Here is a 22,669-nt window from a genome sequence, read left to right as displayed (position 1 = left end):
GCTTCGCCTGCCGTCGTGGTCGAAGCACGTCGTCCGTTTCCCTTCCGGAGCTGATCCATGCTCGAAAACCTGCATTCCCTCGGGTCGTTCATCGTCGCCATCGGCGTGCTGGTGGCGTTCCACGAGTTCGGGCACTTCTGGGTCGCGCGGCGTTTCGGCATCAAGGTGCTGAAATTCTCGATCGGCTTCGGCAAGCCGCTGCTCAAGCGCACGGCGCGCGATGGCGTCGAGTACCAGTTGGCGATGATCCCGCTCGGCGGCTACGTCAAGCTTCTGGACGAGCGCGAAGTCGATGCCGACGGCCAGCACCACATCGCGGCAGCCGATCTGCCGCACGCCTTCAACCGACAGCCGGTCTGGACGCGGATCGCCGTGTTTGCGGCCGGACCGGTGTTCAATTTCATGCTGGCGCTCGTTTTCTACTGGGCGCTGTACATGGTCGGCGTGCCCGGCATGAAGCCGGTGATCGCGGCCCCGGCCGCAGGCTCGCTGGCGGCGAAGGCAGGTTTCGAGGCTCGCGACGAGATCATCGCGCTCGATGGCCGTGCCGTGGCGACGTGGTCGGCACTGCGCGGTGACCTGATCGACGAGGCGCTGTCGCGCGGCACCACCGAATTCCGCATTCGCAAGCCCGATGGCAGCGAGCGCACGGTCCCGGTCGATCTCGGCGCGGTCCGCATCGATCCGGTGAAACTGTTCGAGGATCTGGGGCTGGCGCCGTTCGATGTGCCGATCGCCGCGGTCGTGGGCGAAGTGCTGCCGGGCGAGGCGGCAGCACGCGCCGGACTTCAGAGCGGCGACCGGATCGTCTCGATCGACGGCGTGGCGATCACCTCGTTCCAGCAGATGCGCGAGATCATCCTGGCGCGGCCCGGTCAGATCGCGAAGTTCGCGATCGAGCGCGGCGGTGCGCCGATGGGGCTCTCCGCGATCATCGGCAGCGACAGCAGCAAGCCGCCTGCCGGGCGTATGGGCTTCGCGCCGCAGCGCGTGGCGGGAGACACTGATTTGTGGCAGGATTTGCGCGCCGAAGTGCGGCTGGGACCTCTCGCCGCGGCAGCGGCGGCGTGGCATCAGACGTGGCAGGTGGCCGGATTGACGGTGCGTCTGCTGGGTCGGATGGTCATCGGCGAAGTGTCGGTGAAGAACGTCAGTGGTCCGATCCAGATCGCGCAAGCGGCGGGCTATTCGGCCAGCGCCGGTCTTGTCGCGTTCGTGACGTTCGTGGCATTGGTCAGCATCAGCATCGGCGTGTTCAACCTGCTGCCGATACCGATGCTCGACGGCGGGCAGATCCTGTTCGGTCTGATCGAGGCGGTGAAGGGTTCGCCGCTGTCCGAACGCGTGCAACTGGCGGGCCAGCAGGTGGGCCTGACCTTGCTGTTGTTGCTGATGGGCTTGGCGGTCTACAACGATGTGGCCAGCGTCATCGGCTGACAACACTCATGAATCGCTCGAGGTATGGCTCTGAACCGGATAAGCAACAAGGCACGCGGCGCGCTGCTGACCCTGATCGCCGTCGCTGCACTGCCGCACGCGGCCTGGGCATTCGAGCCATTCGTGATCAAGCAGGTCCGGGCCGAGGGGCTGAAGCGCCTCGAACTCGGCACCGTGCTGACCTATCTGCCGCTGTCGGTCGGCGACGAACTGACCGAAACCGCCTCGCGTCAGGCGATCCGCAGCCTGTACAGCTCCGGTCTGTTCCTCGACGTGCAGCTCGAACGCGAAGGCGACGACCTGGTCATCAAGGTCAAGGAACGCCCGGCAATCGCCAGCTTCAAGATCGAAGGCAACGAGAAGGTCGGCGGCGACGAGCTGAACAAGTCGCTGAAGGATGCCGGTCTTGCCGAGGGCGAACTGTTCAAGCGCGCGCTGCTCGATTCGGTCGAGCAGGAACTGCGCCGCCAGTACTACGCCAACGGCTATTACGATGTCGCGATCGAAGCCAAGGTCACCGACCTGCCGAACAACCGCGTCGACATCGGCATCAAGGTGACCGAAGGCAAGGTCACCAAGATCAAGGAAATCAACATCATCGGCAACAAGGCCTTCAAGAAGGACGTGTTGCTCGAACAGCTGAAACTGCGCAAGACCCACTGGATTCCGTTCCAGCGCTCGGATCGCTATTCCAAGCAGCAGCTCGGTGGCGATCTCGAAACGCTGTCGTCGTACTACCAGGACCGCGGCTACCTGCAGTTCAACATCTCGTCGGTGCAGGTCGCGCTGTCGCCGGACAAGCAGGACATCTACGTCACGCTCGCCGTCGAGGAAGGCAAGGTCTACAAGGTCAAGGATCACCGCTTCAGCGGCGAGATCGTGCTGAACGAGAAGTTCCTCGACCTGCTGACGTCGACCAAGACCGGCAGCGTGTTCTCGCGCAAGGAAGCGACCGAAACCGGCACCCGCATCGAAGCGGCGCTGTCGGACATCGGCTACGCGTTTGCCAAGGTCACGCCTGTGCCGGAAGTCGACGAGCCGAACCGTCAGGTCGGCATCAACTATTTCATCGAGCCCGGCAAGCGCGCGTACATCCGCCGCATCAATTTCCAGGGCCACAGCGGCACCAACGACGAAACGCTGCGCCGCGAGATGCGTCAGCTCGAAGCCGCACCGTTCTCGAAGAGTGCGGTCGAGCGTTCGCGCGTGCGTCTGGCGCGATTGCCGTTCATCGAGGAAGCCGAAGTCGAGACCAAGCCGGTGGCCGGCAGTGACGATCTCGTCGACATCGAGTTCAAGGTCAAGGAACGCGCCCCGGGTTCGATCCAGTTCGGCGTCGGCTTCTCCGGCGCCCAGGGCTTCCTGATCAATGCCAGCATCACCAACACGAACTTCCTCGGTACCGGCAACCGCGTGCAGCTCGCGGCCGACACCAGCACGTTCAACCGCTCGGTCAGCCTGAGCCTCACCGATCCGTACTTCACGCAGGACGGCATCAGCCAGACGGTCTCGACGTTCTTCCGCAAGTCGCAGTCGGTCATCCGCTTCAGCTCCGGTTTCGACACCAACGTGGTCGGCGGCGATCTGACTTACGGCATCCCGCTGTCGGAATTCACCAGCCTGCGCGTCGGTGCCGGCGTCAGCCAGACCGCGGTCAAGACCTTCGCCAACGCGTCCAGCGACAACATCCTGAACTTCGTCATCCGGAACGGCACGAACTTCACGGAATTCCAGCTGCGCACCGGCATCGCGCGCGACACCCGCAACCGCACGTTCTTCGCATCGAGCGGCGCGTTGACCCGACTGAACTTCGACATCGCCGTGCCGGTCAGCGACCTGACGTACTACAACACCAGCCTGTCGCACGAGCAGTTCTTCCCGCTGCCGTTCAAGTTCTTCGCGCAGGTGCAGGGCACGGTCGGCTATGTCGAGCGCTACGGCTCGACCAAGGATGTGCCGCCGTACGAGCTGTTCTTCGCAGGCGGCGCCAACACCGTCCGCGGCTATCGCGATGGCTCGCTCGGACCGCGCGACTTCCCGAACAACAACCCGTTCGGCGGCAAGCTGCGCACGACGGCACAGACCGACCTGGTGCTGCCGATTCCGGTCGTCAGCGACAACAAGACGACGCGCGCGAGCTTCTTCTACGACATCGGCAACGTCTACGCCCAGCCGGCAGACTTCTCGGTGTCCAGCCTGCGCCAGTCGTACGGCATCTCGTTCAGCTTCTTCACGCCGATTCTCGGCCTGCTGAGCCTGAGCTACGCGTTCCCGGTGAACGACAAGCCGGGCGACAATACCAACAACTTCCAGATCAACTTCGGTACCGGTTTCTGAGCGGCACCCACCGGTATCGAGACCCGCAGCATCCTGGCCGCAAACCCAAGCACCTCAGAGAGATCCACATGATTCAGCACCGTATTCTTGCCATCCTGGCCGTCGTTGCCACGGGCTTTGTTGCCGCGCCGCTGTCGGCCACGGCCGCCGATGCGAAGGTGGGCGTCGTCCGCTTCGACGACGCTGTGCGTGCGTCGCCGCAGTACAAGGCCGCCGACCAGAAGATGACGTCCGAATTCCAGAAGCGGAAGAACGATCTGGAAGCGCAGTCGAAGCAGTTCGAATCCGATGTCGAGAAGTTCAAGCGTGATCGCGTGACGATCAGCCCGGACGCGCAGGCGAAGACCGAGAAGGATCTGGCCGCCCGCCAGGTCGACCTCAACCAGGCTGGCCGCAAGTTCCAGGAAGACGCCGCTGCCCGCCAGCGCGATCTGACCAACGAAGTCGTCGGCAAGGTCCGTGACGCCGTGGTCGCCGTCGCCAAGGAAAAGGGCGTCGACATCGTCGTCGCCGACCCGGTCTACGCGAACGCCACGTTCGACCTGACCGATGACGTGGTCAAGAAGCTCGGCGGCACGCCGGGCAAGTAAGCGGCCCGTCAGGTCTCACGACGGACCCGAAAGCCCCGGCCTCGATCACTTGACGCCGGGGCTTTTCACGCCGATCTCGCGCCGATGACTTCCGCCCGCATGAAGGCTCCGACCACGCTTCAGGCTCTGGCAGCGCGGCACGGGCTGGAACTGCGCGGCGACCCGGCGATCGAGATCGGCGGCATCTGTGCGCTGTCGCCCGGCAAGCCCGGGCATCTTGGTTTCTGTGCCGATCCGAAGCTGCGACCGCAACTGGCGACAACGCGGGCGGCTGCCGTCATCGTGTCGCCGCGCGATGCCGCGAGTTACGGCGGAAACGCGCTGATTGCGCAGGACGCCGCGCTGGCCTTTGCCGCGATCGCGCGGGAGTTCGATCGCGCCGATGAATTCGCGGCCGGCATCCACCCGTCCGCGTTCGTCGATCCGACGGCATTGATCGGCGCTGGCGTCGGCGTGGGTGCCTGCGCGGTGATCGAAGCGGGTGTCTCGATCGGTGCCGGCAGCTACATCGGCCCGAACTGCACCATTCGACGCGATGCCGTCATCGGCGAGGGATCGCGGCTGGAAGCGCAGGTCTACGTCGGTCCGGATTGCGTGCTCGGCGCCCGCGCCCGCGTGCTGCCGGGTGCCGTGATCGGCGGCCGCGGCTTCGGCTTTGCGCGCAGCAAGACGGGCTGGGTGGAAGTGCCGCAGCTCGGGCGCGTGATCATCGGGGATGACGTCGAGATCGGCGCCAGCACCACGATCGATCGCGGCGCCATCGACGACACCGTGATCGCCGACGGCGTGAAGCTCGACAACCAGATCCAGATCGCTCACAACTGCCGCATCGGCGCGGGTACCGCGATCGCCGCCTGCGTCGGCATTGCCGGGTCGACCGAGATCGGCCGCAACTGCATGATCGGCGGTGCCGCCGGCATTGGCGGTCATCTGCAGATCGTCGACAACGTCGTCGTGCTGGGACTGGCCATGGTGACGAAGTCGATCACCGCGCCGGGGGTTTATGGTTCGGGCCTGCCAGCGCAGCCGGCCCGCGAGTGGCGCAAGCTGGTTGCCCGGGTTCGTCGCCTGCCGACGCTCGAAGAACGACTGGCGGCGATCGAAAAAGCGTTGAAATTGAATCCCCCCGAGGGAGAGGAGCCAGGTGAACAAGACGATTTTTGACATCCGCGACATCATGTCGATGCTGCCGCATCGCGCGCCGTTCCTGCTCGTCGACAAGGTCATCGAGCACGATCCCGGCAAGTCGCTGGTCGCGATCAAGAACGTGACGTACAACGAGCCGTTCTTCACCGGCCACTTCCCGCAAGTGCCGACGATGCCGGGCGTGCTGATCATCGAGGCGCTGGCGCAGGCCTGCGGCCTGCTGACGGCGATCGACACCGGCATCAAGCCCGAATCCGGGATGATCTTCTACTTCGCCGGCATCGAGGACGCGCGCTTCAAGCGCATCGTCGAGCCGGGCGATCAGCTGCGCTTCGAGGTCAGCCTCGATCGCGTCAAGCGCAACCTGCGCCGGTTCAAGGCGCGCGCGACGGTCGATGGCGAACTGGCCTGCGAAGCGACGCTGATGTGCGTGCTGAAGGACGCCTCGCGCGCCGCTGCCGCGGAACCCGAGGCGGCGGCCTGAGATGCTGGCGGCGCGCGGCACGGAGGACGGCCTGATCCACCCGACGGCGATCGTCGACCCCGGTGCCCGCCTGCACCCGTCGGTGAAGGTCGGTCCGTATTCGATCATCGGGCGGGACGTCGAAGTCGGCGAAGGCACCGTCATCGGCCCGCATGTCGTGTTGAAAGGCCCGATGCGGATCGGCCGCGACAACACCGTCTTCCAGTTCGCGAGCCTCGGCGAAGTCAGTCAGGACAAGACCGCGAAGGTCGACGATGCCACCCGGGTCGAGATCGGTGACGGCAACACGATTCGCGAATACGTCACGATCCAGCGCGGCACGCTGAAGACGCCGGACGGCCTGACCAAGGTCGGTGATCGCAACTGGATCATGGCCAACGTCCATATTGCGCACGACTGCATCGTCGGCAGCGACAACATCCTGGCCAACGGCACGACGCTGGCCGGGCACGTCACGATCGAGGACTGGACCGGGCTCGGCGGCTACACCCTGATCCACCAGTACTGCCGGATCGGCGGCCACGCCTTCACCGGCGGCGGCAGCGTGATCCTGAAAGACGTGCCGCCGTTCACGATGATCGAAGGCCAGCCCGCCAAGGCCCGCGGCATCAACAGCGAAGGCCTGAAGCGCCGCGGCTTCACGCCCGAGGAAATCGGCGAGATCAAGGACGCCTACAAGCTGATCTACCTCTCAGACCTGCTGATGGCCGACGTCAAGGTCAAGCTCGCCGAGATGGCCCAGACCTCGGTGCACTGCCGCCGACTGCTCGATTTCATCGAGAGCTCGACGCGGTCGATCGTGCGCTGAGCCGCGCGACGCGCGCACGGCGCCTGCGATGCATTTCGCGCTGATCGCCGGCGAAGCGTCCGGTGACCTGCTGGGCGCCGCACTGATTCCGGCCCTGCGTGCGCGCTTTCCGCAGGCGCGCTTCACCGGTGTCACCGGCCCCCGGATGCGCGCAGCAGGCTGCGAGTCACTCGCCAGCATCGATCGGCTGTCGGTGATGGGCATCGCCGAAGTGCTGCCGAAGCTGCCGGATCTGTTCCGGCTGCGTGCGGAACTGATCGAGTCGCTGACCGCCGAGCGCCCGGACTGCGTGATCGGCATCGACGCGCCGGACTTCAATCTGGGCCTCGAACGCCGCCTGCGTGCGCGCGGGCTCAGGACCGTGCATCTGGTCAGCCCGACGGTCTGGGCCTGGCGGCAGGGCCGGGTGAAGACCATCGCCAAGTCGACCGATCTGGTGCTGTGCCTGTTTCCGTTCGAGCCGAAGTTCTACGCGGGTCACGGCGTGCGCGCCGAGTACGTCGGCCATCCGCTGGCCGAGGAGCTGGCGGATCCGCCATCTCAGGCCGAGGCTCGTCAGGCACTTGGCCTGCCGGTCGATGGCCCCTGTCTCGCCGTGCTGCCGGGCAGCCGCGGTGGCGAACTGGCAAAGCTCGCCGTGCCGTTCGCGCAGACCGCGAAGCTGCTGGCGGCGCGTCTGCCCGGGCTGCACGTCGTGACCCCGATCGCCAAGCCGAGCCTGCGGCCGCTGATGGAGCGGGCGATTGCCGAACACGCGCCGGGTGTCGACTGGCGGCTGGTCGATGCTCAGTCTCGCGAGGCCATGCGCGCCAGTGCCGCGGTGCTGCTGGCGTCCGGCACGGCCACGCTCGAATGCCTGCTGCTCGATCGGCCGATGGTCATTGCCTACCGGCTGGCGGCGTTCACCGCGTTCCTGCTCGGCACGATGGGCATGCTGAAGACGCGCCACGTCGGCCTGCCGAACCTGCTGTCGGCGGAAGCCGTGGTGCCCGAATTCCTGCAGGACGCGGTGCAGCCCGCCGCGATGGCCGACGCGCTGCAGCCGCTGCTGGTCGATGGCGCCGCGCGGCAGCGTCAACTCGCGCAGTTCGGCGCCGTGCGCGGCGTGCTGCGCCAGAACGCGGCGGAGGCGTCGGCGCGCGCGATTGCCGAGCTGATCGCGAAGCCATGACCACGCCCCCCGTCGCGGCTCGCATCGCCGGCATCGATGAAGTGGGTCGCGGCTGTCTCGCCGGGCCGGTGTTCGCGGCCGCCGTCGTGCTGCCGGCCGCGCACGGGCTGGTCGGGCTCAAGGATTCGAAGGCGCTGACCGAACGTCAGCGCAATCATCTTTCGCCAAAGATTCAAGCGGTTGCGCTGGACTGGGCGATCGGCATCGCAACGCCCGAAGAAATCGACGCAATCAACATCCTGCAGGCGACGTTGCTCGCGATGCAGCGGGCGGTGGCGGCGCTGAAGCAGCCACCGGACCTGTGCCTGATCGACGGCAGCCAGCAACCGGCGATGCCGATGCCGGTCCGCATGGTGATCGGCGGCGATCGCGTTGATCCCTCGATCATGGCGGCGGCGATCGTCGCCAAGGTCGCGCGCGATGCCGAGATGACCCGGCTGGATGCGCAGTTCCCCGGCTACGGTCTGGCCAGGCACAAGGGCTACGGCACGCCCGTACACCTGAAAGCCTTGCGCGAACAAGGCGCTAGCGTCATCCATCGGATGAGCTTCGCGCCGTGTGCCGAAGCCGGCGTGCGCGCTCGGTAGAATCGGATTCGCGCAGGCAACCCGGCTCTGCGTCACGACAGCGCCGCCACACGACCCTTGTTCGTCCATCTGCATCTGCACACCGAGTTCTCGCTGGTCGACAGCCTGATTCGCATCGAGGCGCCGGCCCGCAAGAGCGCGGGCGCCAATGTGCAGACCTTGACCGGATTCGCCGCCAGGCTCGGCCTGCCGGCCATCGCCGTCACCGATCAGGACAACCTGTTCGCGATGGTGAAGTTCTACAAGCTGGCCGAGAGCGCGGGCGTGAAGCCGATCATCGGCGCCGATGTCTCGCTGGCCGAAAGCGGTGATGCCGACAGCGCCGAATGCGTGACCTTGCTGGTCCAAAACGCCACCGGCTACCGCAATCTGACTCGAATCGTCTCGCGCGCGTTTCAGGAAGGGCAGACGCGCGGTCGGCCGCGCATCCAGCGCGCCTGGCTGGCCGAAGCCAGTGCCGGCCTGATCGTGCTCAGCGGCAAGGACGGCGAGATCGGCCGTGCGCTGCTTTCGGGCCGGGTCGACCATGCGCGCAGCCTGCTGCCATGGTGGCATGCGCATTTCCCGGACCGGCTGTATCTCGAAATCACGCGCTGCGGTCGGCCGAACGACGAGAGCCATCTGGCGGCAGCCGTCGCCTTCGCCCGCGAGACCGGGCTGCCGGTGGTCGCCAGCAACGATGTGCGCTTTCTCGAACGCAGCGATTTCGATGCGCATGAAGCGCGCGTCTGCATCAGCGGCGGCCGAGTCATCAGCGACGAGCGCCGGCCGCGCGACTACACGCCGGAGCAGTACCTGAAGTCGGCGGACGAGATGGCGGCCCTGTTCGCCGATCTGCCGGAAGCGATCGAGAACACGCTGCAGATCGCCCGGCGCTGCACCTTGAGCCTGAAGTTCGGCGAAAACCACCTGCCGGACTACCCGGTGCCGGAAGGGATGACGGTCAGCGAGTATCTGCGCAAGACCGCCGAAGACGGCATGCAGATGCGCTTCGCCACGCAGGGCGCGTCGCGCCCGGCCGAGGACTACCAGAAGCGGCTCGACTACGAACTCGCGATCATCGAGCGCATGGGCTTCGGCGGCTATTTCCTCGTCGTGGCCGACTTCATCCGCTGGGGCAAGAACAACGGCGTGCCGGTCGGCCCGGGTCGCGGTTCCGGTGCCGGCTCGCTGGTGGCCTACGCGATCGGCATCACCGACCTCGATCCGCTGCCGTACAACCTGCTGTTCGAGCGCTTCCTGAACCCGGAGCGCGTGTCGCTGCCGGACTTCGACGTCGACTTCTGCATCGAAGGCCGCGACCGCGTCATTGCCTACGTCGCCGAGAAGTACGGCCGCGAGCGGGTCAGCCAGATCATCACCTATGGCTCGATGGCGGCACGCGCCGTCGTGCGAGACGTGGTCCGCGTCATGGGGCTGCCGTATGGCCTCGGCGACCGCATCGCCAAGCTGATTCCGGGTGCACCGGCGTACAAGGCGGAAGCGGAAAAGGCCGGCTGCTCGGTGCTCGAATACGCGGTGCTCAAGGACGCCAACAACCAGGAATTGCAGGCGCTGTATCGCTCGGACGAGGAAGTGCGCAACGTCGTCGACCTCGGCATGGCGCTGGAAGACCTGACCCGCGGCGTCGGCATCCATGCCGGCGGTGTCGTGATCGCGCCGAAGCCGCTGACCGAGTACTCGCCGATGTTCTGCGAAGCCGGCGGCGCCGGCCTGCGCACGCAGTTCGACATGAAGGACTGCGAGACCGTCGGCCTGGTCAAGTTCGACTTCCTCGGCCTGCGCACGCTGACCATCATCGAATCCGCCGTGCAGCAGATCAACGCACGCTGGCCGGACAAGAAGCTCGACATCCTGCAGCTGCCGCTGAACGATCCGAAGGCCTACCGCCTGTATGCCGACGGCCAGACGACCGCCGTGTTCCAGATGGAATCGCAGGGCATGCAGCGCGCCTCGGTCGATCTGAAGCCGGACTGTTTCGAGGACATCATCGCCCTGATCTCGCTGTATCGCCCGGGGCCGATGGACCTGATTCCGCAGTACTGCCGGCGCAAGCATGGGCAGGAACCGGTCAGCTACCTGCATCCGGACATGGAAGGGGTGCTCAAGCCCACGTACGGCAACTTCGTCTATCAGGAGCAGGTGATGCAGATGGCGCAGGTGCTGGCGGGCTATTCGCTCGGCGGCGCCGACCTGCTGCGTCGCGCGATGGGCAAGAAGAAGCCGGAGGAAATGGCGCAGCAGCGCGGCATCTTCGAGAAGGGCGCGGCCGACCGCGGCATCGACACCGCCACTGCGTCGGCCGTGTTCGACCTGATGGAAAAGTTCGCCGGCTACGGCTTCAACAAGTCGCACGCCGCCGCGTACGCGCTGGTCAGCTACCAGACCGCGTGGCTCAAGGCGCATTACCCAGCCGAGTTCATGGCGGCGGTGATGTCGGCGGAAATGAGCCACACCGATACCGTGGTGGTGATGCTCGAGGAATGCCGTCGGATGAAGCTGACGGTGCTGCCGCCGGACGTGAACTCGTCCGAATACCGCTTCACCGTCAATGCCAAGGGCGAAATCCTGTACGGGCTGGGAGCGGTGAAGGGCGCGGGCGAGGGCGCGATCGACGGCATCATCGGCGAGCGCCGGGCGAACGGCCGCTTCTCGGACCTGTTCGACTTCTGCCGCCGCATCGACACCAAGAAGGCCAATCGCCGTGTCCTCGAAGCGCTGATCGGCGCCGGCGCGATGGACTGCTTCCAGCTCAATCGCCCGAGCCTGATGAAGACGCTGCCGAAAGCGCTGCAGCTGGCCGAGCAGACCGCCGCCAGCGCCGGCGCCGGCATCGCCGACCTGTTCGGCCTCGGCGCGCCGGCGACCGCCAGCGACAGCGGCAGCGTTGCCGCCGAACTGGAACCGGACTGGGAGCCGAACGAGCGTCTGTCGGTCGAGAAGAAGGTGCTCGGGCTGTACCTGTCCGGACACCCGGTCGAGGCCTATCGCGGCCTGATTGATCAGGTCTGCTCCGGCACGTTCCGGCAGCTGATCGACGAGGCCGGGCCGCCGCCAGAGTTCGCGCCGAGCGGCGGTGGCGATGACGAGGACGGCGCACCGGCACCGCGCCGCCGCGGCGGCTTCCGCAAGCAGGTGATGCTGGCCGGCTGGCTGACCGACATCCGCACCATCATGGGCGACCGGCCGGGCAAGATCCTCGTGCTCGACGACCGGACCTCGCAGCTGGTCTGCTGGCTCGACTTCCAGGACTGGCAGCGCTTCCAGACGATGCTGAAGCCGGATACGCTGATTTTCGCGACTGGCTCGATCAATGCATCACAACGGGAAGGTCGCGAGCTGGAATACCGGCTGAGCCCGAAAAGCTTTTACGATCTCGATGCACTGATGCGGGAGCGGGCCGAGCGCGTTACGCTGACCTGGAAGAAGCCTGCGGCAACGGTGCAGGCGCTGCCGCAGCGTCTGGCGCCGTGGCGGAACCCGAATGGCGCGGCGGTGTCGGTGGATTACTGGAACGGTGTGGCGCGAGCCACCCTCGATTGGGGCGCGGACTGGCGTCTCAGATTTGAAACGGCGGCCGAAGCAGAATTGAAACGCCTGCTCGGCCCGGACAGCATTCGTGTCGACTATCGCCGCTGGGTGGCGCCGGTATCGACAAACGCAAGGTCTAGGGCAGAATACGACGATGGCGAATAACATGACGTATCTGGACTTCGAGCAGCCGATTGCCGACCTCCAGAAGAAGATCGAGGAACTCCGGTTCATGACCGGCGGCAGCGAACTCAACCTGACGGACGAGATCGCGCGCCTCGAATCGAAGATCGGCGAGGCCACCAAGGCCATCTTCGCGAACCTGACGCCGTGGCAGGTTGCGCAGCTTGCGCGCCACCCGCAGCGTCCGTACGCACTGGACTACGTGCACGGCATCTTCACCGAATGGGAAGAACTGCACGGCGACCGGCATTACGCCGACGATCCGGCGATCGTCTCCGGCGTTGCCCGGCTCGATGGTCGTGCCGTCGTCGTCATCGGCGAGCAGAAGGGTCGCGACGCCAAGGAACGCGTCTACCGCAATTTCGGCATGCCGCGTCCGGAAGGCTACCGAAAAGCCTTGCGCGTCATGAAGTTGGCCGAGAAGTTCAATCTGCCGATCGTCACCTTCATCGACACCCCGGGTGCCTATCCGGGCATCGGTGCAGAAGAGCGCAACCAGTCGGAAGCGATTGCCCGCAACCTGTTCGAACTGTCCAAGCTGCGTGCGCCGATCGTCGCCACGGTGACCGGTGAAGGCGGCTCCGGCGGTGCGCTCGCGATCGGCGTGGCCGACCACGTGATGATGCTGCAGTACGGCATCTACTCGGTGATCTCGCCGGAAGGCTGTGCCTCGATCCTGTTCAAGAAGGCCGAGCGGGCGAAGGAAGCGGCCGAGGCGATGCGCGTCACGTCGAAGGACCTGCTCGAATTCAAGCTGATCGACGAGATCGTGCCGGAGCCGCACGGCGGTGCCCATCGCGACCCGGCGCTGATGATGGCGACGATGAAGGAACGCCTGACCAGCCATGTCGAGCGCCTGTGCCGCGTGCCGATGACCAAGCTGCTGTCGGACCGCTACGCGCGCCTGATGTCGTATGGCACCTACGAAGAGACGGCCGAGGTTGCACCAAGTTCGGTCGCCGCGGCCTGAGTCGCGGCTGTCGAAGCACCGAAGAAGCCCGCCACGGCGGGCTTTTTTGTGGGCGAGACTTACACTCCGTCGATGGCTTCCCGACGATACACCCACCTGATTCCTGCGCTGCCGGCACTGCCGACGGGCGCGCGCATCGTCGTCGCCTGCAGCGGCGGTCTCGATTCCACCGTGCTGCTGCACGCGCTGACGATGCGCGGCGTCGACGCGCTGATCGCAGTGCACGTCCATCACGGCCTGCAGGCGGCGGCGGACGATTGGGCGCAGCACTGCCAGGCGTTGTGCAACCGGCTCGGCGTGCCGATGCAGCTGCGCCACGCGGCGATTGCCGACGGCGACGACGCCGGCCCCGAAGGCGCGGCGCGCGATGCCCGGTACGCGCTGCTGCGCGCGGCGATGCAGCCGGGCGATGTTCTGGCCACCGCTCACCATCGGGATGATCAGGCTGAAACCGTGCTGCTGCGGCTGCTGCGCGGCACCGGCGTGCATGGCCTGGCGGCGATGCGACCGCTGATCGATTTCGCACCGGGCCGGCTGTGGCGCCCGCTGCTCGATCAGCCGCGCGCGGCGATTCGGGACTACGCGCTGCAACAGGGTCTGACATGGATCGACGATCCGCACAACCAGCACCTGCGCTACACCCGCAGCTGGCTGCGCGGGCATGGCTTGCCGCCGTGGCGCGAACGCTTTCCGGGCATCGACGAGCGTCTGGCCCGCACTGCGCGGCTCGCGGCCGGTGCCGCGGAACTGCTCGACGAGCGCGCCGCCGAGGACCATGCCGCGATCGCGGCCGGCAGCGAGCTGTCGGTGTCCGGGCTGCTCGCGCTGTCGGTCGCGCGTCGCCACAACCTCGTGCGCTGGTGGCTGCAGCAGCGCGGTTTTCGCCCGCCGTTCGCCGAGCACCTTGATCGCATCGATCGCGAAATCCTCGGCGCTGGGCCGGAAACCGAGCCGCTGCTGCAGTGGCCCGGCTGCGAACTGCGCCGCTATCGCGACCGGCTGCATGCGATGGCGCCCTTGCAACCGGTGCCGGACGGCGTCTGGGTCGAGTGGACGAGCGGCACTCGGATCGAACTTCCCGGCGACTGCGGCGTGCTCGAAGCGGACCTGCCACCGCCGCGGCCGGTTCGCGTGCGCGGGCTGCGGCTGTCCGAGCGCATTCGTCCGGTCGGCGATGCCCACAGCCGCGAATGCCGCAAGCTGTTCCAGCAGCTCGGCATCCCGCCATGGCTGCGCGTGCGGATTCCGGTGCTGGAACTCGACGATGACGCGCGCTGCATCGCCGGCATCGCAATGACGGCGCAATGGCGTGAAAGCCTTGCTGCACAAGGCTGGCAGGGGCGCTGGCGGCATCGATTCGCGGGCCTTGCGAGTCCCGTCGTTTGGTGAGGACCCCGGCGTTCCCGTAAAATTCGGAATCTCCGCAGCCCGCATCGCCAATGCCCGACGTCACCTCGATTTCAGCCCACGCGGCTGGTCAGACCCCGCATCAGACCCACTTCATCTTCGTCACCGGCGGCGTCGTGTCGTCGCTCGGCAAGGGCATCGCCGCCGCGAGCCTCGGCGCGATCCTGGAATCTCGCGGGCTGACGGTGTCGATGATCAAGCTCGACCCGTACATCAACGTCGATGCCGGCACGATGAGCCCGTTCCAGCACGGCGAGGTGTTCGTGACGCAGGACGGCGCCGAAACCGACCTCGACCTCGGCCACTACGAGCGTTTCCTGCGCGGCAAGACCTCGCGTCTGTCGAACGTCACCACCGGCCAGATCTATCGCCACGTGCTCGACAAGGAGCGCCGCGGTGATTATCTCGGCCGCACCGTGCAGGTCATTCCGCACATCACCGACGAGATCCAGAGCCGCATTCGTGATGGCGCTCGCGGCGCCGACATCTGCCTGGTGGAGATCGGCGGCACCGTCGGCGACATCGAATCGCTGCCGTTTCTGGAGGCGATCCGCCAGATGGGCGCGGAACTCGGCCACAAGCTGTCGATGTTCGTGCACCTGACCTTGCTGCCGTACGTGAAGTCGTCGGGGGAGCTGAAAACCAAGCCGACGCAGCACTCGGTGAAGGAGCTGCGCTCGATCGGCATTCAGGCCGACGTGCTGCTGTGCCGCTCCGAGCGGCCGATCCCGGACTCCGAGAAGCGCAAGATCGCGCTGTTCACCAACGTGCCGTACCGCGCGGTGATTTCGGCGGTGGATCTCGACGACATCTACAAGATTCCCGGCTGGCTGCATCAGCAGGGCTTCGACGATCTGGTGGTCGAGCATTTCGGCCTGCAGTGCCGTCCGGCCGATCTGTCCGCCTGGGAGCGGGTGGTCAACGCCCGCGCCGAGCAGGATGTCGAAGTGCAGGTCGCGATGGTCGGCAAGTACGTCGATCTGGCCGATGCCTACAAGTCGCTGAACGAGGCGCTGTATCACGCCGGCCTGCACACCAAGACCCGCGTGAAGATCCGCTTCATCGAATCGGAGACCGTCGAAAGTCAGGGCCTCAGCGTGCTGCAGGGGGCGGACGCGATCCTGGTGCCGGGCGGCTTCGGCGAGCGCGGCATCGAAGGCAAGATCGAGGCAGCGCGGCACGCCCGCGAAAATCGCATCCCGTATCTCGGCATCTGCCTCGGCATGCAGGTCGCGGCGATCGAGTACGCACGCAACGTCTGCGGCCTCGTCGGCGCGCATTCGACCGAGTTCTCGCCGCAGTCGGCGCATCCGGTCATCGCACTGGTCACCGAGTGGCGCGATGCCACCGGCCGCGTCGAGACCCGTTCGGAGAACTCCAATCTCGGCGGCACGATGCGTCTGGGCATCCAGACCTGCCGTCTGATCGCGGGCTCGAAGTCGCGCGCGCTGTACAACTCCGAGCTGATTGGCGAGCGTCATCGGCATCGTTACGAGTTCAACAACAACTACCGCGACGTGCTGACCAATCACGGCATGAAGATCGCCGGCACTTCGGAAGACGGCGAACTGGTCGAAATGCTCGAGATTCCGGAGCATCCGTGGTTCATCGGCTGCCAGTTCCATCCGGAATTCACGTCGACGCCGCGTGACGGCCATCCGCTGTTCGAAGGCTTCGTTCGCGCTGCACGCGAGCAGCGTCTGGCGCATCAGGCTTCAGAACCGAACAAGGTGACCGGATGAAACTCTGCGGACGCGACATCGGCATCGATCAACCGCTGTTCCTGATCGCCGGCCCGGACACGCTGGAATCGCTCGATCTGGCGCTCGAAGTCGCGTCCACCATCAAGGCGATCACCGATCGTCTTGGGATCCTGTACGTGTTCAAGGGTTCGTTCGACAAGGCCAACCGCAGCTCGGGCAAGAGCTATCGCGGCCCGGGTCTGGCGGAGGGCCTGAAGATCATGGAGACGGTGAAGGCGCAGGTCGGTGTGCCGGTGCTGACCGATGTCCACGAGGACACGCCGCTGGACGAAGTCGCGTCGATCATCGACGTGATCCAGACGCCGGCCTTCCTGTGCCGGCAGACCAATTTCATGCAGAACGCCGCGAGAACCGGCCGGCCGATCAACGTCAAGAAAGGCCAATTCATGTCGCCGTGGGAAATGGGCAACGTGATCGAGAAGATGACCGATGTCGCGCCGCACCAGTTCCTGCTGTGCGAGCGCGGCTTCTCGTTCGGCTACAACAATCTCGTCGCCGACATGCGCGGGCTCGCGATCATGCGCAAGTTCGCGCCGGTGGTGTTCGATTCGACCCACACCGTGCAGTTGCCGGGCGGGCAGGGCAATGCATCCGGCGGCATGCGCGAGATGATTCCGGTGCTGGCGCGCGCGGCGGTCGGCGCCGGCGTGGCCGGCATCTTCATGGAAACGCACCCGAAACCGGACGAAGCCCTCTGCGACGGCCCCAATTCCCTGCCGCTGTCGGAGATCGGTGATCTGCTTGAAACCTTGGTCGCGCTCGACCGGCTGGTGAAAGGCAAGCCGCTGCTGGAGTCGCGACTGACGCGCTGAGCCACCGTCGGCGACGTCCCGCCAGGGCGCGTCGCACGCTGACCGCGCATCCGTCGCTCGTTCGACGAAAAAAAAGCGCCGGGCATCACGCCCGGCGCTTTTTTCATGACGCGACCGCTTACGGGCGCGCGCGCTGGCGACGACGCCCGAAGGCCGCGCCCATCAGCATCAGCAGCGACCAGACGCCCAGCGCACCGGCATTGCCGGCCGGAGGGGTCGGCGTGGTGCCGCCGGTGGAACCGCCGCCGGTCGTGCCACCGGTGGTCGAACCACCGGTCGTGCCGCCGGTGGTGGAGCCGCCCGTGGTGCCGCCGGTCGACCCGCCGGTGGTGCTGCCGCCCGTTGTTCCACCGCCCGTTGTTCCACCGCTGGTACCGCCGGTGGCGGTCGCGCAGAAGTACAGCTGCGTGTCATCGACGTACCAGCCGAGGTTGCCGCCGCAGCCGTCGTTGCCAAACTCCCAGCGGAACTTCACGCGATCGCCGTTGCGAGCGCCGAGCACGGCGACATCGACGATCGTCGTGCCCCAGCTGCCGCTCGCTTCGCCCTGATCGGAACCGGTCCATCCCGCCTGGCCGGCCAGCGGGCTGGTGTTGTTGCCGCCGAGGCCGACGGGATCCGGCACGCCCGGAATCAGCGGAGCGGCAATGAACTGGCCGCTGTGACCGTTGTAGAGGAAGGCACCGGCCGGGACGATCGTGAACGCGCCGCCGTTGACGCTGGCCTTCAGGTTGCCGCCGTCATAGCCCGCTTCGGTCTGCAGGAAGTGGGTGAACGACAGGTAGCTCGCGTTGTTGGTCACCGGCAGGTCCGGCGAATCGAGCCAGAACGAGCTGGACTGGTCGCCGCCGGCCGCGCAGGTGCCGCCGGTGTTGTTCGGCGCGAACACCGCATTGCCGGTGTGCGGCGCCGGCAGCGTTCGGGTGACGCCCCAGACGCTGGTCGACGGGAAGCTGTCGCCGGTCAGGCGGCTGTCCTGCGTCCAGCCGCTCGGCAGGCTGCCACCTTCCCAGGTTTCCCGGAAGGTCGGCGTGGCGACGAGGCCGCTGCCGCACAGTGCCGGCGTCGACGCTTCCGGACGCAGCACCGGGATGTAGTTGCACTTGGTGTTCGGACGCTGCCGCATTTCGACCGCCAGCATCGCCGCAGACACGGCGGCGCAGTCGGCCGTGGTGATGCGCTCGCTGCTGACCTGACCATCGAAGCCATTCAGCGGCTGGCCGATCAGATCGGCACAGGAGCGTTCCAGCGCATCCGCGTGCTGGGTGAAGTTGGTCGTCGGCGTCTGGTAATGAGTCTCGGCCTGGAAGTAGATGTGCAGCGCCTTGATCATGCCGATGCGCGGCACGGTGACGTTGTTGAAGGTCTTGCCGTCGACCAGCATCGCGAACGCGTGGTTCGGCACGCCGGAATTGGTGTGCACGCCGCCGTTGTCGCCGGTGCCGCAGAAATAGTTCGGGGAGGTGATGACGCTGCCCGGAGACGGCGTCGGGAAGGCGTCCGGGTCCCACATGTCGCGCAGCAGCACGGCGGCGGCGACCTGGCTGAGGTCCTCGCCGACGACCCAGCGGCTGCCGCCGTTGGCGTAGGTCTGGCCTTCGGTCAGGGTGACGCCGAGCGGGCCTTCGGTGCCGTTCACGAGGTCGTAGGCCTCGCCGAAGATGTCCGAGTAGCTCTCGTTCAGCGCGCCCGACTGGTACTGGTAGATCAGGCCGTGCGTGAACTCGGTGTAGGCGTGGCTCCACTCGTGCGACACGACATCGTCGGCATCGAAGCCGGGGCAATAGTTGGTCGACGTGCCGTCCCAGTACGCATTCGGGCAGTTCTGGTTGATCAGATAGACGCTTTCCTGCACCTGGTTTTCATCGGTGATGCCCGGCGCGCCGTCGTCGTAGCCATCACGGCCGAAGAGGTTGTTGTAGAGCAGCCAGGTGCCGCCGGCGAAGTTGTAGAGATTGCGCGGCGGCGTGTCGACGCGGCGAGCCGAGCCGGTGACGTCGCCAGCGAGCGGCGCGTTGGCCGGGGCGCCGACCTGCCCTTCACCGATGACCTGGATGTTGCGGTACAGCGGCGTGTAGATCCGGCGATTCAGGATCGAGTGGATCTCGTCGATCGCGTTCAGCACGGCGCCGGTCTCGGCGTTGAGAAAGATGCGGTCGCGAATCGCCTGCCCGGGCTGGCCCTTCACGATCGCTTCCCACGCGAGGAAGCTCTTTCCTTCGACGCCCTTCAGCAGGCCGCTTCGGTAGACCACCAGACGGCTCGATTCGACCACCAGTCCGCTCGCGTCCGGGTGGAGCTTGCGGGCGGCGGCCATCACGCGATCCCGCAACTGCACCGGAGTGAGGCGTGCGGCGGACGGCAGGTTGTCGAGGCCATCGACGAAGGCGCCGCTGACGCCAAGAATGCCGCTGCCGTTCATGTGCACGACGACGCGGGCCCCGAACACCGGCAGGCCGTTGTGGCGCTGGTCCATGTGTACGTGCGTGGCGCCGGCGGCATCGCGGGAAACGCGCACGGCTTCGAGCTCGGTCGCCGCATCGTGCAGGCCGAGCAGCGCCCGATTCTGGTTCAGGAAGTTCTGCGCTCGGACGATCGGCGAGGCCGCGACGTTGTCGCTCAGCAGCGTCGCGCGGCCGGTGGCACGCACGTTGATGTAGTTCTCGGCCGGCGTGAACTGCGCGGATATGGCCGAGCCGCTGCTGCGCTTGAGCTGCGCCAGCGCCTGATCGCGCGCCGCAGACGCGTGGGCGCTGCCCGTCAGGGTCAAGCCGGACAGAACCAGCGTCGGCAACAGGGTGGACAGCGCGGTGACAGCGGTTCCGAACGGGTTCGGACGCGGGTTCTTCATGATTCTTGAGCTCCGTGGGTGGATACAGCCGCGTCGGAACGCTAGCTGACAGACAATTCATCTACGCAAGAATATGACCAACGGATGTCAAAAACAGATCGCGGACGCCGATGGGTAATGAATTACCTACGCCGGCACCTGAATGGCGGGACCGTCCTGCGCGACGTAGAATCTTCGGATTCCGCCACTGATAGAGGGTTTCTGGATGTCCGAGATTGTCCGCGTGCTGGCCCGAGAGATCATTGATTCACGCGGCAATCCGACGGTGGAGGCGGAAGTAGTCCTCGAAAGCGGCTTCAGTGGCCGCGCAGCGTCGCCCAGCGGCGCCTCGACCGGCTCGCGCGAAGCGGTCGAACTGCGTGACGGCGACAAGAAGCGCTATTTCGGCAAGGGCGTGCTGAAGGCCGTCCGCAATGCCGAAGGCGAAATCGCCAAATGCGTGAAGGGCCGCGATGCGCAGGACCAGGCCGGTCTCGACGAAGCGCTGATCAAGCTCGATGGCACCGAGAACAAGTCGCGCCTCGGCGCCAACGCCATCCTCGCGGTCTCGCTGGCCACGGCGCATGCCGCCGCCGCCGAGAACGATCAGCCGCTGTACCGCCACCTCGGCGGCCTGCAGGCCGACACCCTGCCGGTGCCGATGATGAACGTCATCAACGGCGGCGCGCACGCCGACAACAACATCGACATCCAGGAATTCATGATCCTGCCGGTCGGCGCGGCCAGCTTCTCCGAAGCGCTGCGCACCGGTGCCGAAATCTTCCACACGCTGAAAAAGGTGCTGCACGCCCGCAAGCTGAACACGGCGGTCGGTGACGAGGGCGGCTTCGCGCCGAACCTCGAATCGAACGAAGCCGCGCTCGCCGTGCTGATGGAAGCGATCAGCGAAGCCGGCTACAAGCCGGGTGTCGACGTCTTCCTTGGCCTCGACGTCGCATCCACCGAGTTCTACAAGAAGGGCAAGTACCACCTCGAAGGCGAGGGCAAGTCGTTCACCGCGGACCAGTTCAGCGACTATCTCGCTGGCCTCGTCGACCGCTATCCGATCATCTCGATCGAGGACGGCTGTGCCGAAGGCGACTGGAAGGGCTGGGGCCTGTTGACCGAGAAGCTCGGTGCCAAGGTGCAGCTGGTCGGCGACGACCTGTTCGTCACCAACACCAAGATCCTCGCCGAAGGCATCATCCGCGGCGTCGCCAACTCGATCCTGATCAAGCCGAACCAGATCGGCACCCTGACCGAAACTCTGGCCGCCATCCGCATGGCGACCGAAGGCGACTATTCGGCCGTGGTCTCGCATCGCTCGGGCGAAACCGAAGACGCGACGATCGCCGACATCGCCGTCGGCACGGCCGCCACACAGATCAAGACCGGCTCGCTGTGCCGCTCGGATCGCATGGCCAAGTACAACCAGCTACTGCGCATCGAACGCCAGCTCGGTTCGCGCGCCCGTTATCCGGGTGCCGGCGCGTTCCCGGTCATCGTCGGCTGACAATGACGTGATCCGCCGCGTCGCCGTCGTCGTTCTGGGCGTCATGCTCACCGGTCTGCAGTACCGGTTCTGGATCGGCGACGGCGGCGTCTACGACACCGGCAAGAAGCGGGTGTCGGTGGCGGTGCAGGAACGCGAGAACGCCGTGCTGCGCCTGCGCAATGAAGCGCGGCAGGCGGAGGTCGACGATCTCCGCGCCGGCGGCGCCGCGATCGAAGCCCATGCCCGCAACTCGCTGGGCATGGTCCGGCGCGACGAAACGTTTTTCCTCGTGGTCGATGCCGGTCGTCGATGACTGGCGTGCCGGCCGCGGCAAACTGATTCGACAATGACTGCAGGCGTGTCTCAGCGCCGGGGCACCGGCCCGGATTCGCGGACGCCGCCGCGGTACTGGGCGGTGGTCGCCTCCGCCGGCGGCAGCGCCCGGATGGGGCTCGGCAAGCCCAAGCAGTATCTGATGCTGCGCGGCCGGGCACTGCTCGAGTGGAGCCTGGCGCCGTTTCTCGATGCGGAAGGCATCGATGGCGTGGTCGTCGTGCTTGCGCGAGGCGATGCCGAATTCGCTCGACTGCCGATCGCTCGTCATCCCAAGATCATCACCGTCACCGGTGGCGCCTCGCGGGCCGATTCGGTGCTGGCCGGGCTTGCGGCCGTGACTGCGGCCAGCCAGCGGTTGAGCGGGGCGATCTACACGCTGATCCACGATGCTGCGCGGCCGTGTCTGACGGTCGACGACATCGAACGCCTGCGCGACGAGGCCACTGACGACAACGGCGGCCTGCTGGCACTGCCGGTCACCGATACCCTGAAGCGCGAAGCGCGCGACCGGGCGGTCGCGACGATCGATCGCAGCGAACTGTGGCGCGGCCAGACGCCGCAGCTGTTCCGGCTCGATCTGCTGCGCAACGCGCTGGAACTCAGCCGGACGCGGTCGCCGCCGATGGACGACGAAGCCGCCGCGATGGAAGCCGCCGGCTACAAGCCGCTGCTGCTGCGCGGTCGCGAAAGCAACCTCAAGGTCACCTATCCCGAAGACCTGCCGCTGGCCGAGTTCTGGCTGTCGCGGCAGGAATACGCGCGCTAGCCGTTCGTCGCTGGCG

General features: G+C 66.4%; 17 protein-coding genes. 16 read left to right on the top strand and 1 reads right to left on the bottom strand.

Annotated features, from left to right (window positions below; translation table 11 throughout):
* The first annotated feature begins 57 nt into the window (after positions 1 to 57).
* The 13 genes from rseP (at position 58) to kdsA (ending at position 17,226) form a co-directional block, all read left to right on the top strand.
* Positions 58 to 1,437, top strand: coding sequence for an RIP metalloprotease RseP (gene rseP / locus QZ951_RS09275; RefSeq protein ID WP_293000262.1), 1,380 nt, complete (start codon positions 58 to 60; stop codon positions 1,435 to 1,437).
* A 24-nt stretch (positions 1,438 to 1,461) separates the two neighbouring features.
* Positions 1,462 to 3,774, top strand: coding sequence for an outer membrane protein assembly factor BamA (bamA, locus tag QZ951_RS09270; protein ID WP_293000261.1), 2,313 nt, complete (start codon positions 1,462 to 1,464; stop codon positions 3,772 to 3,774).
* Between the two features lie 68 nt (positions 3,775 to 3,842).
* Positions 3,843 to 4,364, top strand: coding sequence for an OmpH family outer membrane protein (locus QZ951_RS09265; RefSeq protein ID WP_293000260.1), 522 nt, complete (start codon positions 3,843 to 3,845; stop codon positions 4,362 to 4,364).
* 84 nt (positions 4,365 to 4,448) lie between these two features.
* Positions 4,449 to 5,528: a UDP-3-O-(3-hydroxymyristoyl)glucosamine N-acyltransferase gene (gene lpxD, locus QZ951_RS09260; protein WP_293000259.1), complete on the top strand. Its 1,080-nt coding sequence runs from the start codon at positions 4,449 to 4,451 to the stop codon at positions 5,526 to 5,528.
* Positions 5,509 to 5,994, top strand: a complete 486-nt coding sequence (gene fabZ, locus QZ951_RS09255) for a 3-hydroxyacyl-ACP dehydratase FabZ (RefSeq protein ID WP_366943843.1) — start codon at positions 5,509 to 5,511, stop codon at positions 5,992 to 5,994. Before lpxD ends, fabZ begins: the two co-directional genes overlap by 20 nt.
* A 1-nt stretch (position 5,995) precedes the next feature.
* Positions 5,996 to 6,802 carry an acyl-ACP--UDP-N-acetylglucosamine O-acyltransferase gene (gene lpxA, locus QZ951_RS09250; protein WP_293000258.1) on the top strand — a complete coding sequence of 269 codons (807 nt, stop codon included), beginning with the start codon at positions 5,996 to 5,998 and terminating at the stop codon, positions 6,800 to 6,802.
* A 28-nt stretch (positions 6,803 to 6,830) separates the two neighbouring features.
* The gene (gene lpxB / locus QZ951_RS09245) at positions 6,831 to 7,973 is read left to right on the top strand and encodes a lipid-A-disaccharide synthase (protein WP_293000257.1); all 1,143 of its coding nucleotides are present in this window, start codon (positions 6,831 to 6,833) and stop codon (positions 7,971 to 7,973) included.
* Complete coding sequence (locus QZ951_RS09240) at positions 7,970 to 8,560, top strand: ribonuclease HII (RefSeq protein ID WP_293000256.1); 591 nt, start codon at positions 7,970 to 7,972, stop codon at positions 8,558 to 8,560. Before lpxB ends, QZ951_RS09240 begins: the two co-directional genes overlap by 4 nt.
* 57 nt (positions 8,561 to 8,617) lie before the next feature.
* On the top strand, positions 8,618 to 12,256 hold the full coding sequence (gene dnaE, locus QZ951_RS09235; RefSeq protein ID WP_293000255.1) for a DNA polymerase III subunit alpha: 3,639 nt from the start codon (positions 8,618 to 8,620) through the stop codon (positions 12,254 to 12,256).
* Positions 12,246 to 13,244: an acetyl-CoA carboxylase carboxyltransferase subunit alpha gene (locus QZ951_RS09230; protein WP_293000254.1), complete on the top strand. Its 999-nt coding sequence runs from the start codon at positions 12,246 to 12,248 to the stop codon at positions 13,242 to 13,244. The genes dnaE and QZ951_RS09230 overlap by 11 nt, the downstream gene beginning before the upstream one ends.
* Before the next feature lie 72 nt (positions 13,245 to 13,316).
* On the top strand, positions 13,317 to 14,633 hold the full coding sequence (gene tilS / locus QZ951_RS09225; protein ID WP_293000253.1) for a tRNA lysidine(34) synthetase TilS: 1,317 nt from the start codon (positions 13,317 to 13,319) through the stop codon (positions 14,631 to 14,633).
* Between the two features lie 50 nt (positions 14,634 to 14,683).
* Complete coding sequence (locus QZ951_RS09220) at positions 14,684 to 16,393, top strand: CTP synthase (protein ID WP_293000252.1); 1,710 nt, start codon at positions 14,684 to 14,686, stop codon at positions 16,391 to 16,393.
* Complete coding sequence (gene kdsA, locus QZ951_RS09215) at positions 16,390 to 17,226, top strand: 3-deoxy-8-phosphooctulonate synthase (RefSeq protein WP_293000251.1); 837 nt, start codon at positions 16,390 to 16,392, stop codon at positions 17,224 to 17,226. Before QZ951_RS09220 ends, kdsA begins: the two co-directional genes overlap by 4 nt.
* 118 nt (positions 17,227 to 17,344) lie before the next feature.
* On the opposite strand, the gene QZ951_RS09210 is transcribed toward kdsA, so the two are convergent.
* Positions 17,345 to 20,077, bottom strand: coding sequence for a M4 family metallopeptidase (locus tag QZ951_RS09210; protein WP_293000250.1), 2,733 nt, complete (start codon positions 20,075 to 20,077; stop codon positions 17,345 to 17,347).
* A gap of 205 nt (positions 20,078 to 20,282) precedes the next feature.
* Here QZ951_RS09210 and eno point away from each other — a divergent pair, with 205 nt between their 5' ends.
* Genes eno through ispD form a run of 3 tightly spaced genes read left to right on the top strand, consistent with a single transcriptional unit; the run spans position 20,283 to position 22,653 of the window.
* Positions 20,283 to 21,569: a phosphopyruvate hydratase gene (eno, locus tag QZ951_RS09205; protein WP_293000248.1), complete on the top strand. Its 1,287-nt coding sequence runs from the start codon at positions 20,283 to 20,285 to the stop codon at positions 21,567 to 21,569.
* Between the two features lie 7 nt (positions 21,570 to 21,576).
* Complete coding sequence (locus QZ951_RS09200; protein ID WP_293000247.1) at positions 21,577 to 21,864, top strand: septum formation initiator family protein; 288 nt, start codon at positions 21,577 to 21,579, stop codon at positions 21,862 to 21,864.
* A gap of 45 nt (positions 21,865 to 21,909) precedes the next feature.
* Positions 21,910 to 22,653 carry a 2-C-methyl-D-erythritol 4-phosphate cytidylyltransferase gene (gene ispD, locus QZ951_RS09195; protein WP_293000246.1) on the top strand — a complete coding sequence of 248 codons (744 nt, stop codon included), beginning with the start codon at positions 21,910 to 21,912 and terminating at the stop codon, positions 22,651 to 22,653.
* Positions 22,654 to 22,669: the final 16 nt, after the last annotated feature.

It is taken from the genome of Nevskia sp. (assembly GCF_021732705.1).
GTDB lineage: Bacteria > Pseudomonadota > Gammaproteobacteria > Nevskiales > Nevskiaceae > Nevskia.
This window is presented reverse-complemented; position numbering and strand designations above follow the sequence as displayed.